Source organism: Paenibacillus sp. FSL F4-0122 (assembly GCF_038002845.1).
In the GTDB taxonomy this organism is placed as follows: domain Bacteria; phylum Bacillota; class Bacilli; order Paenibacillales; family Paenibacillaceae; genus Paenibacillus_AQ; species Paenibacillus_AQ odorifer.
The window spans coordinates 1,329,438-1,344,909 of the sequence record NZ_JBBODI010000001.1 but is presented as its reverse complement, the minus strand read 5'-3'; the positions used below and the strand labels follow the sequence as shown (position 1 = coordinate 1,344,909).

The following is a 15,472-nucleotide window of genomic DNA, read 5'->3' as shown; positions in this document are numbered from 1 at the left end:
ATCGTAACAGAGATAATTCTCTTTATTATTACAAAAATAACTACTAATTATTATTCAAAAGGAGAGATTAGAATGAGTAAATTCAAGTTTACTTTAGGTTTTATAGCTGGGGCAATGGTATTCGGTACAATTGGAGTTGCGGCGGCTGCTTCAACAAAGACAATTGGAGTGATTTTTGGGATTGAGGATATAAAAATAAACAATGTATCTAAAATGCCTAAGCAAGAGCCTTTCACCTATAACGGAACCACCTATGTTCCACTTAGATATATTTCTGATAATCTAGGTGCTGAAGTGGGATGGGATGCAAAGACTCAGATTATAACTATTAATAGTAAACAAACAACGTGTACAACTAATTCGGAATTTGATGCATCTAATTACATAGGCACTTGGAGAACAGAAGTAGGAAAGATAGATGTGGACAAAAAAATTAAAACTGAAATAGAAACTGGCTTTGATTTAGAGGTTATTGGTAGTAATACCATTCAGCTTTCTAATTCTTATCGTGACGTTGCTACTTTTGACCTGCGTAACGGTAAAGAAGAGTGGTTGGGTACAACCCAGCGAGATTGGGAAACAAATGAGTTCAAGGTGAATAGTAACGGGATTGCGGAGACTACTCTTCATTTTATCTCCGATGATGTAACCTATAAGGTTAAGATTGAACTTATTGATGGAAAAGTAGTTATTACTATTCTTGACCCAAAGACTAATGAGAAATTTTATAATTCATTCATTCGTGATGCGGCAACAACGTATTTGAAAATACGTTAAGCTCTAATTCAAGGAGGGTTCTATGTAAGATGAGACACTTTATACGAACTTTAATGGTTCTGATGATTCTTATGATCCTAACAGCAATAGGAAAGAATAATTTAGGATTTGCAGCGGAATCAAAGCAATTAAGAACTGAAGTCGAATTTAGTTATGATAATGACGATATTAATGGAAGTCTTATTCCAACCGTGAACATCAGTGTTTTTGATTATACTGATAATTCTCTAATAAAGGAAGAATACAAATATCCGGAATTGGCGATTAAAAACGCCTCAAAGGGGAAGGGGTTTTCCGGATATGAGGAGCACGCAATCATAAATAATAAAGCTTATTGGAGTGTTACAGATGATCTGGTACCCATAACAGCGGGGAACTTCGCAAGGCTATATGAATTTGATTTAAGTTCCAAAAAGCTACAAATTATCAAGCAGGTCAAAGCTAAATATAAACCAATAGTAATCTATCTGTATCCTAACTTTAAAGGTTATTCTATCAGTTTAGATAGAGACAATTTGAATACCAAGCCTCATCGTGAGAATGACATCGAGATCTATACATTGCCTGACAATAAGCTTTTGACAAAGGTTAATTATGTGAGAGGTGAAGGGATTCGGGAAAATAATCGAAATAAGTACATTATTCCACTCCCTAAGTCGGATCATTTGATTATCGGGATGATTAACAAGAGTTCTATCAAACCTACCCGACAGCATTCTGCTTATTGGCTTAGTTTTAAAGGGAAAACAGGCCACGTGCAAAGGGAGTTCGAAACTTATAAGATTGGCCAAGATTATTATTCAGAACAAGGATATGAGTTGTCTCATGAAGGAACGAAAACAGAGTTTGAAGAAACCCCTGATATTTCTATAGAAGTTGAAAGGTGGAGATATATTTACTTCGGCAGTCCGTTCACTTATAAAGTTGGAAATATAAGATATTCTCGATTTTATGATACAAAAATGGGGACTAATGCCGTTGGATACACTACTAACGGTAAGGACTATACACTTTACACGCGTCCGGGGGTCAAGCCGGATACTTCATTTTCTCCTAACAAAAAATACCTGATTATCACACAGAATGAATTTAATGCAAAGACCGGAATAAATACTGGGAAATATGACACGTTGATAATTGATACGGTTACAGCGAAAGTAATTCATAAACTTCCAGCGTATGAGAAAGGATTGGTTAGGTATGAGTGGGATTATGGTGATGAACTTGTTCGTGTAAATGTTCACAATAATAATCAAGTAAAAACGGGGTATTTGAATATATCCACTGGTATATATGTCAAGGAGGATTCAAGTGAATCGAGTTTGAGTGCTAAAAGGTATGGGGCAAACAATGAGAATTTGTTGTCTCCAGAGGTTAGCCGGAAACTTGTCCTTGATGGGAACGAATTAAAGATGAGTGGACAGGGACCATTTTTATCTTGGTCGGGTGTTTGGTATGTGCCTTTGGATGATTTCACCAAAGGTGTTGCAGCGACAATAGCTGAAGAGGGAGAAAACATAAAAATAAGTAAAGGTGATGTAACAGAGTCAATTCAATCTAATACGATAATCCGATTTAAAAATCGAGTGTATGTTCCGTTAGACGAACTTAAGCGTATTTTAAATCTCAAAGTAGCCTTAGTCAGAAGAGCGTAGTATGGAGTGCCCAATAAACTTCAATGGGGGATTTTAAATGATGTATGAAAATGGTGCAATTATTATTGAAGCGAGAACTGATGCAGAAGGAGGTCGGTCTAAGTGTAGAGTTGTTCCCTACTTAAGTGACGGAACAACCGATGTTCAATTGTATTACCAGGAGAGAGTGAACGTTTTTTGTAGCTTGGTAACTGAACTTACGGGTATCAACTTTTCTAATGCAAATGGGGATTTATTGAACAAAGCATTAAATAATGAGTATATGAGTAAGTACGATACAAAGAAAGAAATTCCAGGCATGAGGATAACATTCAACAGTAAAAAAATTGGAACTGACGCCTCCAATAAACCTGTATATGAGCATTCAGTATATGTGTTAGAAAGAAATTATGAAATTAGGGTATCTCTTGCTTGGTATCATTGCCCCGAATTTGGCTATGCAGTACAGAATGTTATGAGTCATTCTAACGAGGATATTGCAATTGAAATTGCAGCACTTTTCCAAACAGGGAAATTAAATAAGTATTACTTCTTGGTTGAACAAGATACTCAAAGTGGAGATTTAAAGTGAGGAATGAAGAATTGGTAACAATTTTTCTCTTTATATTTTGAACGTAATGATACATGATCCTTAATGCATCTCTATTACTTGTAAAGGCTGAAGAGATACGCAAGTTATCCATATATTGATAATAAAGAAATATCATTATATGAATAATTCTACGTCACAAAGTGTGATTACAAGTAAATAGCAGAAGTAAATGAGCATTAAATAAAACACCACAATAAAAATTGTGGTGTTTTTCTATTAGTACGCCCAGCATGGGCGTCATCTTTAGGGTGAAAGTCCCGAACGGGGGCTGGCGAGCGCCTACCGTTAGCCAAGGGCAAGGGTGTCCACCGTGAGGTGGAATCTGAAGGAAGCCGGAGGCAAAAGCACGGGCCAAGGTACACGAACTGGATTTGAGGCTGTGTCAGTCGGATGAGTCACCTAAACATGACGAAATCCAAAGCCGCCAAGGGCTGGCGCGGTATACTCCAGTGGTCGCGGGCAGACAGATGACGTTCTTATCTGGGGAGACCTGTCAGATAAGCAAGAAAAAAAAACTTGTAACCGTAGCTGAGAGGCTGCGCTGAACTGGCAGGAGTCAGCAGAAGCCATAGTACGTAAGCTGTTGCAACAATTTACGGAAGGGCTGAACCGAAAGGAGAGAGGAAAGCGATGCGTTCGCATGAAGAGCAACGACAGCAGAATATCTCGCAAGGGAGCTTGCGGCAAAGAGAAGCGGTGAAGCCGTCAGGGTATGCCGGAGCGCCGAGTTCTTCGTCGGCACAAGTCGTCCCTTCCTCTCGCGAAGACCAGAACAACTTGCTGGAGCAAATGCTCAAAGGAGATAACCTTCGACTCGCTTACAAACGAGTGGTGCAAAATGGAGGAGCGCCCGGTGTGGACGGTGTAACGGTAGCGAATCTACAAGTTTACCTGAATACGCACTGGGCATCGGTGAAAACTGAACTTCTGACGGGAACTTACAGACCTGCGCCAGTCAAACGGGTGGAAATCCCCAAACCTGGAGGCGGTGTACGGCAGCTAGGCATCCCGACTGTGATGGACCGTTTCCTCCAGCAAGCACTTTTACAAGTCATGAACCCGATCTTTGACGCACAATTCTCGTGGTACAGCTACGGCTTTCGGCCGGGGAAGAGCGCGCATGACGCCGTTAAACAAGCCCAAAGATATATCCAAGGCGGCCTCAGATGGGTCGTGGATTTGGATCTGGAGAAATTCTTTGACAAGGTAAACCACGACATGCTAATGGCAAGAGTGGCGCGGAAAGTGGAGGACAAAAGAGTGCTGACGCTAATCCGTGCTTACTTAAACGCCGGAGTTATGGTGGATGGAAAATGGGAGCGTAGCCGGGAGGGAACGCCACAAGGCGGTCCGCTTAGTCCGCTTCTAGCAAACATTCTATTGGATGATCTGGACAAGGAACTGACCGGGCGAGGTTTGCGATTCGTACGCTACGCGGACGACTGTAATATCTTTGTGGCGAGTAAACGAGCAGGCGAGCGTGTCATGGAATCGGTAAGTCGGTTTGTAGAAGGAAAGCTAAAACTGAAAGTAAACGGGGAGAAAAGTGCGGTAGCGAGACCTTGGCACCGAAAGTTCTTAGGATTCAGTTTCCTGAGCCAGAAACAGGCAACGATTCGGATTGCTCCGAAGAGTCTCGCAGCTTTTAAAGGGAGAATTCGAGAGCTAACGAAACGTACCTGGTCCATTTCCATGGAAGAAAGGATTTACCGACTGAACCGCTATCTGATGGGTTGGCTCGGTTATTTCCGTCTAGCCTCGGCGAAGACACACTTCCAAACACTGGACCAGTGGATTCGGAGGAGACTTCGAATGTGTCTGTGGAAACAGTGGAAACGAGTACGTACACGAATCCGCGAGCTTCGAGCACTCGGGGTTCCAAAGTGGGCTTGTTTTAAGATGGCCAACTCGCGGCGAGGCGCGTGGGAAATGTCCCGGAACACGAATAACGCCCTTTCGACTTCCTATTGGGAAGCAAAAGGGCTGAAGAGTTTACTTTCACGCTATCTGGAACTTTGTTAACCTTTTGGAACCGCCGTATGCGGACCCGCATGTACGGTGGTGTGAGAGGACGGGGGCTTGCCGCCCCCTCCTACTCGATATTGGTAAATGCCCTTTAATTGGACTTTTTTCTTATAGATTAAACGTTGGATTATGACGATAAAGGAAACAATTCAAATAGAACATCTGTTTGGAAGGTACTGGATATTATATGCCGAACTATGTATAAAGTTGTATTTATTTGTTGTTATATCAAAATAATCTGAGTCTTTAGAATCAAAAAACTACGATAGTCTATTTAATGTAAGGAGATGTCTCTAATGAAAAGAGCAGCAAATGATGCAACCTTATCAATGCTAGGTGATATTTACCAATATTATATTGCTTTATTAGAATGCTTTAATATGGAAGAAGGAGAATCAATTCAAATTGAAGTTAAAGGAGATGTTAGTAAAATTTCCTCTTCTAACTCCTATCAGATGGAAGTTAAACATCATTTAAAGACTACTTTAATAAATGATCGTAATATAGATCTCTGGAATACTCTGAGCAACTGGGTTAAGGAGTATGACACAATTATTAAATTAGATAAACTTATTCTTTATACAACGTCAGGGATACGTGTTAACTCAGTCTTTTATAACTGGATTGGTAAGAATGCTGATGAAAAGTATGAAGCTTTAAAAGAAATAGGTATTGAAAAGAAAAAAAAGGAAAAATTATTTAGGGATGCATACGATGTCGTTTTTCCCAATAATGAAATAATTAATAGGAAAGTAAAAAAGATTCTATCTAAGTTTGAGATAAAAGATACTCGAAAAAGAATAACATGCATTAGCAGCGATTTTAATCAATACTTGAAATTAATACCTAGACAAAATAGAGATAAGTTTATTGCCTCTTTATTGGGGAATATATTAAGTCAAGTTAAAAATGAACCTCACAAATGGGAAATAACATTTGAATATTTCGAAGATTTAATACAGGAAATAAGTCCACAATATACAAATCCCAAAGAGACACCTTTGCCTACTGAATATGAACAAATAGAATTACCTTTAGGAGTTATAGAACAAAACAATGATTTGAGATTTGTTCAGAAAATTAAAGATATTAATTATGAAACAGAAATACCAGAGGCTATAAGTGATTATTGGAAAACAAATATGACTATAGCGGCATACTATTTGGATAACATTGTATTTAACAGTAGTCTTGATCAATATCAATATAGACTATCACGAAAATTAAATAATTTTAAAAAGCCAATAGTAATTCAAAATAGAAGCAAGAGCCGAGACATTCAAGTCGAAAATTCGAAAGTGTTTTATAGTTCAGTGATGAATTGGGAGGCTACACCCTTTGGATCAGTAAATCCAAATTATTCATTTTTTCAAAATGGGACAATACACAGTTTAATGCAATCCAAGACAATGTCTTGGGATGTGGGTGAAAATCTATGAACAATGAGTATCTTAAAACATTATCGTTAAATCCATATATGGTTGCAAAGATTATTCAAAGTTTTCTAGAAGGTTACGGAGGAGGAACAAGTATCAAACTCTTATTTTATGTTTTACCTATTGTTCTTTCGAAAGATTCTAGGACTGTTTTATTGACAGCAAAGAATACAAGCAGAATGGAGACTCTATTCGGAACAAAAAAAGGGAAATCAAACTATGAGGATTTGAAACTCTCGGCAAGAGTTAATTTATCTGGTTTTGTAGAAAGATATGTACAATTCGAGGAATTAACTAAACTGGCTATTATTGTCCTATCAACAGAAAAGAAAATTAACATTAGTAATTCTGTTTTTCTTCTTCGGGTAGACAATTATAAGAATTATAACGGGAACCTCCATGACTTACTAAGAGCAGCATTTTATCTGGGAATTATTTTTAAAAAGCATACAACAGAAACTATAGATTTATACTTAGGAGTTGAGAATAAATGGAAGGTTTTATAAGTAGGATTTTGATTTTTAATAGTAAAGGTGAGAAACGAGAAGTTAAATTGACCAATGGAGTTAATATAATAACTGGAGATTCTAAAACAGGAAAAAGCGCCTTAGTCGAGATTATAGATTATTGCTTATGTAGCTCAAGATGTACAATTCCAAAAGGGAAGATTACTGATTTCGGAGTGTTGTATTGCCTAACTTACATTATTAATAACAAGTGTTTAATTATAGCAAGAGAACACTGGGAGAAAGGAGGGAGGATGTATTATTTAACCGAGAATATAGAATATAACGTTGACCAAATCGACCTTTCATACTTTCAAAACAGTGCTTTATTATCCTCAAAAGAAGTTCAATATTATATTGAACTGGAATTAGGGCTGCAAGTAAGTAATTTAGAGGATGATGAAGATAATAAAAGTAAAAAGGCTTCACTTCGTAATATGGTTTCGTATATGTTTCAACATCAAAATTTAATGGCAAGTAAATTTGCTCTTTTCTATAGGTTTACAGATTTTTATAAAAGACAAGACGTAATAGAACAATTCCCAATTTTCGCAGGATTTATTGGCCAAGAGTACTACTCGAAAATAATTCAAATGAACAGTCTAAAGAAGCAACAAAAACAATTACTAAAGCAGGAAAAACAAAATTCTGTAATGGATAAGAAGCTTCGGGAAAGATTAGTTTCATTATTTGAGGATTATTATGCGTTAATAGATAGAGAGTTTAGTGGGAATTTATCATTGAAGGAACTTATTGAAGCATCAGCAAAACTTCCAGAGCTTGATTTATCGAAATTCTCATCTACAGGAATAGTTACTCGCTACAATAGTCTTAATCACGAATTAGAACTGCTTAGAAAAAAAGAAATTGAAATTAACATAAAAATTAGTGAACTTAAAAATACCAATATCGTTGGTAAGAATTATGTTGGAATTTTGGACGAGTTAAAGAAAATTAATGAAGTATCAAAACCTGAGAATGAAGAATATATATGTCCGATTTGTGGTGAATTAAGCCAAAAGATATCTGATTATGATGAATCTATACTAGAAGCTTCTCAATGGTTAAATAGTGAGATCAAATTTGTGGAAGCATACAACACAAATTTTTGGGAGGATATAAGAAAATTAGAGCTGAGTAGAGATAATATGGTTTCCTCTATTAAACGCAATTATGGTCAAGTCAAACAAATTGAGCGAACTTATCTCAACTCAGAAACCTTGAAAAATCTTAAAGACAAAATCAGTTATGCCAAAGGTAATATTTTGTTATATATAGAAACAATAAGTGAAGGCATATTCAAAGATTTAAATGACGAATTAATTACATTAAATCTTCAGATTACTGAATTAGAAGCTGAAATAGGAAAGTTTAATATTGAGAAAAAATTAAGCAGTGCAAAGAATGATATTAACAAAAATATGAATCGTTTGGCACTAACTTTGGATTTCGAAGATGAGTTTAAACCCATGAATCTGAAGTTTGATATTAGTAATTTTGATTTGTTTCATTTAGTGAAAAAGTATAATAATGAACAAAAAATCTTTCTAAGTGAAATGGGAAGTGGAGCAAATTGGGTTTCTTGTCATATCGTTCTGTTTCTCAGTCTTCTTCGCTTTTTTGCTAAAGAAAAAGCGAACTCTCCAATCCCGCTTATCTTGTTTTTTGATCAACCAAGTCAAGTATATTTCCCTCAAAGTATCAGCGAAATCCCTGATATTGATGAGGAAGGAGAATTAAACATCAAAAAGCAGACTGATATCATGGCTGTAAATAATATGTATAAAACAATTTTTGATGAAATAAGTAATATTCAAGATGATACGGGTGTTCTTCCCCAAATTATAATTGTTGATCATGTTGATGGTAAAGAACTAGATGTAAAAGATGAATTTAAAAAATTCACAAGACATGATTGGAGAGGTGGAAAAGCATTAATTTAAATATAGGTAAGAAGCAATTATTATAAAAAAATTGTGAAGGGGATATACTCAATGGTTGATTTTAAAAAAAGATTAGGAAAAAAAGTAATCGAGAAAAAAGTTCATCCAAGAGAAATATATGAAACATTAGATAGAAAAAGTGATAAGGGACCTTTAAGACCAATTCAGATAAAAATATTAGATAGTTGGTATGATGACTTTTCCACAAAAAAAGATGTAATTTTAAAAATGCATACGGGTCAAGGTAAAACATTAACTGGATTACTTATATTGCAATCGCGGTTGAATCAAGATAAAGGTCCATGCTTGTATTTGTGTCATAACAATTATTTAATAGAACAAACATGTATACAAGCTGAAAGTTTTGGGCTTAATTACTGTACAGTTAATGATGAAATACCTGACGAATTTATCGATGGAAAAAGTATTCTTATAACCACTGTTCAAATGCTATTTAATGGTATTACTAAATTTCGTTTAGGTTCAAGATCATTACCTGTTTCAACAATCCTTATGGATGATGCACATGCTTGTATAGAAGTGATAAAAAATGCATGTAAAATTGTCTTAAAGCAGGATTCCCATGCATATCAAGAGATTTTAGCGCTTTTTGGTCCTGAACTACAGAATCAAGGTGTCGGTACATATGCCGATATTAAGAGAAAGAGTTTTGAATCCTTGTTGCAGGTTCCATATTGGGACTGGCAAGACAAACATGCAGAAGTAGCTGACATTTTATCGAAATACAAAGATCAGAGTGAAATTAAATTTGCTTGGCCACTATTAAAGGACATGCTTAAAGACTGTCAATGTTTTATATCAGGTCAAAGTCTTGAAATTGTACCATTTATCAATCCATTGCATCAGTTTGGTTCTTTCTATAGGGCAGAACACCGGATATTTATGTCTGCAACCATAACTGATGATTCTTTCCTTATAAAAGGGTTGGGACTTGATGCAGAAACTATCCGAAATCCTTTACGACTTCTTGACGAAGGATGGTCCGGGGAGAAAATGATTCTAATTCCCTCTCTGATTGATGCAACTCTTGATAGAGGAGAAATTGTTAATCTGTTTGCTAAACCACAATTGGGAAGAAAAGAAGGTATAGTGGCTTTAGTTCCCAGTTTTAACTCGACCAAAGATTGGGAGAAGTATGGTTCAACAGTGGCTCTACCAAAGACCATAATTGAAAATATTAAAAGTTTAAAAGAGAAAAGCTTTGAAAAGACGCTTGTCATTGCTAATAGATATGACGGGATTGACTTACCTGATGAAACGTGCAGAATCCTAATTCTCGATTCAAAACCATATTTTGAGTCCTTACATGATAGATATATTGAGGATTGTCGTAGTAATAGTGACATTGTTACTGTGCGCATGGCACAAACTATAGAACAAGGATTAGGTAGAGGGGTAAGGGGAGAAAAGGATTACTGTGTTGTAATAATTATAGGTGTTGAGTTAGTTAAGTCTGTGCGATCCAAAAATTCACGAGATTATTTTTCGCAACAAACTAGAACTCAAATTGATATTGGATTTCAAGTTGCTGAGTTTACAAAGGAAGAAATTGATAATGGAACTAAGCCAGTTGAAGCATTTCAACGTTTAGTGCAACAATCGCTAAATCGTGACGATGGTTGGAAAGAGTTTTACATTGAAAAAATGAATGAAATGGAAGTTCAAGAGGAAAGGACAAAAATGCTTGAGATTTTTGAGTTAGAAAAGAAAGCAGACGAGTTTTACTCAAAACGTGACTATAAAAGTGCTGCGGATGCATTGCAGAGCTTGATAGACAAACATATTGACTCAGAAGAAGATAGAGGTTGGTATTTGCAAGAGATTGCAAGGATTATGTATCCTTTATCGAAAATAGAGTCAAATAAATTCCAAGTTAATGCGCACCGCAAAAACACTTATCTTTTAAAACCCAAAGAGGGAATGGAGGTTACTAAGTTCCCAGCAATAAGTTTAAAACGAGTTGAAAATATAATGTCATGGATGGGTTCATTTGAAAGCTACGATGAACTATTCTTAGAGGTTGATGATCTTTTAGGTAAACTGAGATTTGGCGTTAAAGCAGATAGATTTGAGCAAGCGTTCCATGAACTGGCTCATATATTGGGATTTCCTAGTCAAAGGCCGGATAAGGAATGGAAAGAAGGCCCGGATAATCTATGGAAAATAAGTGATAATCAATATCTCCTGGTGGAATGTAAGAATAATGTAGAGGCAACTAGAAAAGAAATTTATAAAGAAGAAACAGGGCAAATGAATAATGCTTGTGCTTGGTTTGACAGACAGTATGGAGATGTTCCGGTAAAAAGAATAATGATTACACCTACAAATAAAATCTCTAATGCGGCAGGTTTTAACGAGTCGGTACAAATAATGAGGGATAAGCATTTAAAGTTGCTTAATCAAAATGTTCGCAAGTTTTTTAATGAATTTAAGACAATGGACTTAAAGAACTTATCAGAAACAAGAATACATGAATTAATAGTTATTAATAAACTGACTTCTGATGATTTAAAGAGTAATTTATATTCAGAAGAACCTCGAATATAATGGATGTTAATTTTGTGGATTTTAAATTTTAATCATTAAAGAAAATCCGCTAATCTATCTTTAATAGGCTAGATTAGCGGATTTTCTTGTTCATAATTTACTATATGATTTTTGAATTTAATAGTTTTAATAGTATTTGTTTAAGGTAACTGTTGGTCGTAAATCTTATCGTTGGCAGGCCTTTTTCGGTATGAGCATTCTAAGTTCAAGTTCTTTTAAAAGAAATCATTGTAATTTTCAATTTTCCGCAATGTTACAGAAAACAATTCCTGTTTTAAATCCTCTTATAAATCAGATTCATCTATGTCAATTATTGTACCATTAAAGTAATCTGCAATTTCTTGCAAGGTAATAGAACGGAAATGTTTTTTATCAAATTCTTCAGCGGCTAATCTTTTCTTTTCTATCTCCTGTAATTCTTTTTCTACTCGTATTTTGCTTTGAATTGCTCTTTTCTCAATAAGTTCCTGCGGCTCCAAAGTATTATGTTCAAAAAATATTCTTGCTTCATGTAGCAACTCGGGAATCATCTCTAATTCCTCAATATAGTCCAATATAGTTTTATAGTTTACTAATGACTTGGGGCGACACATTTTGTGTTTTTTGAAAAATCTTATAAATAACTTTTTATAATTAGCTGCATAAGATTCATTTTTATAACTTTTTCTTTTTACGATGGCATTGATCTCTTCTCTTGCATTACTCATGCAACCCACACTCCTTTAAAAAATGTCATTATAATTTTCGATTTTCTGAATCCGAATTATGTCCTCTTCCTTTTTTAAACTTAAGTGAGGATTTGGATGCTCCACGAATAACTTTCGAAATTCGATATCATCGATAAACGGAACCTTAATTAAACCATCCACAGGCGCGTCTGTTCCTCTTACGATGAAGAGTCCTGCATAATTGGTTGAAGGCAACCGATCAAAGGCTGCGGTATTCCCAAGAGCGATCTGACTTGATGCTTGCGAATCCATTCTACCAATACAGCGAAAACCTAAATTAGATCGGAAATCAGTTGAACCAAGACTTTCCTGACTTGGTCTTTGCGTAGAAATTAGCAGATGAACTCCCGTACTTCTTCCTTTTGCAGCAATTAACTTAATGTGAGACATTCCTTCTTCGAGCCTTGGCCATTTATCAGTGAACTGTGCAAATTCATCAAATATAATGAATAATTCAGGTAAGCAAGCATTAGTCATTTCGTTATATACACTGATATCTGATGATACTCCCCATTCCTTTAAGAGTTCTTCTCTTCGGTTGACTTCCTCTACTGCGTCACTAAGGAGAACTAATGCAGATTCTTTCGTAACAGCAGTAGGGTATCCAGTATCTTCTACAAATCCAAAACTGGCTCCACCTTTAAGATCTATAAACATAGGCAAATGCTTTTGCCGTTGAAGTTGTAGAACAATAGAATAAAGTACAGTTGATTTTCCAGCTCCGGTTGTACCAGCGATAATTCCATGCGGGATTTTTTTATAGTTCCATAGGACCGGACCTTTACTGTTAATTCCCACTGTGACAACTTTGATTGTTTCTGTTACAGCATTTAGGTCAATTACATTATGGAAATGTATTTCAACAGGCAGTGACTGCTTTGAAAGTTCCACTCCTATTGTCCCAATGCCGTCATAGTCCCTATGGATGAGAAAGACGTTTCTTTTTAAATAGGCTTCTATTCGCTGAAGATTCTCTTCCCATTTGTTGTATGAGACAGAAGGGATGTCCCACACGAAAATTTCAGTTGTTCCTAAATCATAATGATAAGGAGGGCTATACAAATCTTCTTTGATTTTTAGCACTTCGGTTATAAATTTTTTCCACTCTAAGTGCATAGGAAAATAGCCACCAGGACGGTCTTTGTTTACAACTAATTCAATCTCACTTGATTTTCTATCAATAGTTGTCCTTTGATTATTGTCCATTAGTCTCTTTTGAAAGTTAATGGCATGGAGAGCAGCTTGAATTTGAGGTGCTTTTTTAACGCGTTGACTTTGTAATAATGATTCTGCCTGTGAATGAATCTGGGATAGATGAGCATGAAACAGATGCGCAGTAGCTATAGGATCGATAGTAATTATTGTAATATTGGCAATCAACTTATGACCTGTACGAATACATGCCATAATAAAAAATATAACTGAAAATAAACCAATGCTGAACCAATCAAACGGAAACCACTTGAACCTGTATAGTAAGTATGAAAGAATTGTAGCCAAAACCGAAGAAAATAAAAGCCAAGAAAGCCGTCGTTTAAATGTCGGAACCAGTAAGCCAAGACGAAGAGCTAAACGAAGGCTTAACGGTGTAGAAGGACATTGAACAGTTTCATATCGAGCAATTAAACGTACTGCCCAGTCAATAGTGCTTTGTTCAACTTTGATTTCATAAGAGGCGTAATTTGAGATTTCAATTATCACACTCAAGGCACGTTGAAGATCCTCTTTGGCGGATTGTACCCAGTGATAAATCACTTTTTCACGTACTCTCTCTGTATCCTCCACTTTTAACCATAAAAGAAAACGTTTGAGCATAGAGGAGTTCCGAGCAATCAACTTATATACTTTTCGGAAGATGCTCTTTACTCTAAAGATGAAACCAATAAAGTGTTCTCTCATTTTCTTCTCCTAAATTATTTTAAATTAAATATTTGAATATACTGAAGATTGAGTTTATAAAGCAAAATGTTTTGAAAGAAAACTAGCAAGCCGAAAAAACGGCTTGCTGTTCTTTTAATGAAATGGTTAAATTAATTTGAGTGAATTGCTCTTGCGCCGTTTTACCTCGGCAAAGGTAATGCGGCTGTTGTTTTAATATTCATGATGGGATTCCGTGGTTGACTTGGTTATTTGTTTATGAATCCAGGCATCAAGATAGGATTTTTTTGTGTAAATCCTAATACCAAGCCGATAATGAGGGAGCATATTCTTTTTTATCATGCGTCGAACTGTAGCGGGAGAACAATTTAGTTCACGACTAATCGCCCAAACATCTAAAATATTATCTTTTTCCATATCAACAATCCTTTCGAATTTTAATTAACTCTATATGGCTGCTATAGCTTGGAGTATTACTTTATACGACATCCCTCCCTTATTTGTCGCTGTGTTAATTTTATTCGAGGAACACAAAGAGTACTATATTTCCAATTGAAATTTCCCAATAAAAAAATCATTAAATACAAAGATTCTTGTAAGTAATTTTCATTCAGATTAAGGTTTCAATAAGGAGAGATGGAATTGAGTTTTCCTGTTATTCATGAACTTGGAAAAAGAGTTAGAAAGTATAGGAAAGATAAAAAGTGGAGTCAGGAGGAGTTGGCTGATCAAGCGAATTTTGGATCAGTCTCAAGTATAAGCAATTTAGAGAATGGAAAGTGGGAACAAGGCCCGTCTTATATTGCTCTAATAGGACTCGCAAATGCATTTGGTATATCAATTAGTGAATTAGTTGGTGAAAAGGATGGTTATATAGCAAGCATTGGTGAAGAGCTAGATTCATTTAGGGAAGTCATTTATGATCCGTTAGAGTTGACTTATAACCTAAGTGATAATCTTCATACTATAGGCGGCGTGGAACTTAAAGATGGAGAAGCTAAACAAATTATAGATTTTGGACATTTCCTAATTCTAAGGCGCAATGATGTGGCTGGTAAATTATTAAAAGAATTAACCAATATTGTAAAACAAGCTGAGGGGAAATATGAATCTTAGGTGCTAAACAAATATATATTTAACGAATGTTAGGGGACGAATGGGGGACGATATATAGCTAATTGCGGAAGAACTGTGCTTAAATTTGCCTAAAGATCGGATTAAGGAATGCTTATGCAGCAAGGTCTTGCTACCTTCTGCATAAGCAAGGGGAAGCCTCCGGTTAGCCTTCCAAGCTGATAGCGTGGGTTCGATTCCCATCACCCGCTTATAATGAGAAACACCTGCCGGTATTAGGCGGGTGTTTT

The 15,472-nt window shown here is 35.9% G+C and carries 12 protein-coding genes; 9 read left to right on the top strand and 3 right to left on the bottom strand.

Going from position 1 to position 15,472, the window contains the following annotated elements; translation table 11 throughout:
- Positions 1–72 precede the first annotated feature (72 nt).
- The 8 genes from MHH49_RS05680 (at position 73) to MHH49_RS05645 (ending at position 11,502) form a co-directional block, all read left to right on the top strand.
- The gene (locus MHH49_RS05680) at positions 73–777 is read left to right on the top strand and encodes a copper amine oxidase N-terminal domain-containing protein (RefSeq protein ID WP_341137983.1); all 705 of its coding nucleotides are present in this window, start codon (positions 73–75) and stop codon (positions 775–777) included.
- Between the two features lie 29 nt (positions 778–806).
- Positions 807–2,432: a hypothetical protein gene (locus MHH49_RS05675; protein ID WP_341137982.1), complete on the top strand. Its 1,626-nt coding sequence runs from the start codon at positions 807–809 to the stop codon at positions 2,430–2,432.
- 37 nt (positions 2,433–2,469) lie between these two features.
- Complete coding sequence (locus MHH49_RS05670; protein WP_341137981.1) at positions 2,470–3,003, top strand: hypothetical protein; 534 nt, start codon at positions 2,470–2,472, stop codon at positions 3,001–3,003.
- Positions 3,004–3,654: 651 nt separating this feature from the next.
- Complete coding sequence (gene ltrA, locus MHH49_RS05665; protein WP_081969899.1) at positions 3,655–5,046, top strand: group II intron reverse transcriptase/maturase; 1,392 nt, start codon at positions 3,655–3,657, stop codon at positions 5,044–5,046.
- 299 nt (positions 5,047–5,345) lie between these two features.
- Positions 5,346–6,488, top strand: a complete 1,143-nt coding sequence (locus tag MHH49_RS05660; protein ID WP_341137980.1) for a hypothetical protein — start codon at positions 5,346–5,348, stop codon at positions 6,486–6,488.
- Positions 6,485–6,991: a three component ABC system middle component gene (locus MHH49_RS05655; RefSeq protein ID WP_341137979.1), complete on the top strand. Its 507-nt coding sequence runs from the start codon at positions 6,485–6,487 to the stop codon at positions 6,989–6,991. The genes MHH49_RS05660 and MHH49_RS05655 overlap by 4 nt, the downstream gene beginning before the upstream one ends.
- On the top strand, positions 6,976–8,934 hold the full coding sequence (locus MHH49_RS05650; protein ID WP_341137978.1) for a DUF3732 domain-containing protein: 1,959 nt from the start codon (positions 6,976–6,978) through the stop codon (positions 8,932–8,934). Before MHH49_RS05655 ends, MHH49_RS05650 begins: the two co-directional genes overlap by 16 nt.
- A 51-nt stretch (positions 8,935–8,985) precedes the next feature.
- Entirely contained in the window at positions 8,986–11,502 is a 2,517-nt protein-coding gene (locus tag MHH49_RS05645) for a DEAD/DEAH box helicase (protein ID WP_341137977.1), read from the top strand.
- Between the two features lie 284 nt (positions 11,503–11,786).
- Here the strand turns inward: MHH49_RS05645 and MHH49_RS05640 are convergent, their stop codons facing one another.
- From MHH49_RS05640 to MHH49_RS31135, 3 genes are all read right to left on the bottom strand, one after another.
- A complete protein-coding gene (locus MHH49_RS05640; protein ID WP_341137976.1) occupies positions 11,787–12,209 on the bottom strand; it encodes a hypothetical protein in 423 nt (140 codons plus the stop codon).
- Positions 12,210–12,224: 15 nt separating this feature from the next.
- Positions 12,225–14,129, bottom strand: a complete 1,905-nt coding sequence (locus MHH49_RS05635) for an FtsK/SpoIIIE domain-containing protein (protein WP_341137975.1) — start codon at positions 14,127–14,129, stop codon at positions 12,225–12,227.
- 192 nt (positions 14,130–14,321) lie between these two features.
- Positions 14,322–14,525 (bottom strand): helix-turn-helix domain-containing protein, encoded by a 204-nt coding sequence (locus tag MHH49_RS31135; RefSeq protein ID WP_445667554.1) that lies wholly within the window; start codon positions 14,523–14,525, stop codon positions 14,322–14,324.
- A gap of 225 nt (positions 14,526–14,750) precedes the next feature.
- On the opposite strand from MHH49_RS31135, the gene MHH49_RS05630 reads away from it, so the two are divergent.
- On the top strand, positions 14,751–15,224 hold the full coding sequence (locus tag MHH49_RS05630; protein ID WP_341137974.1) for a helix-turn-helix domain-containing protein: 474 nt from the start codon (positions 14,751–14,753) through the stop codon (positions 15,222–15,224).
- Positions 15,225–15,472 lie beyond the last annotated feature (248 nt).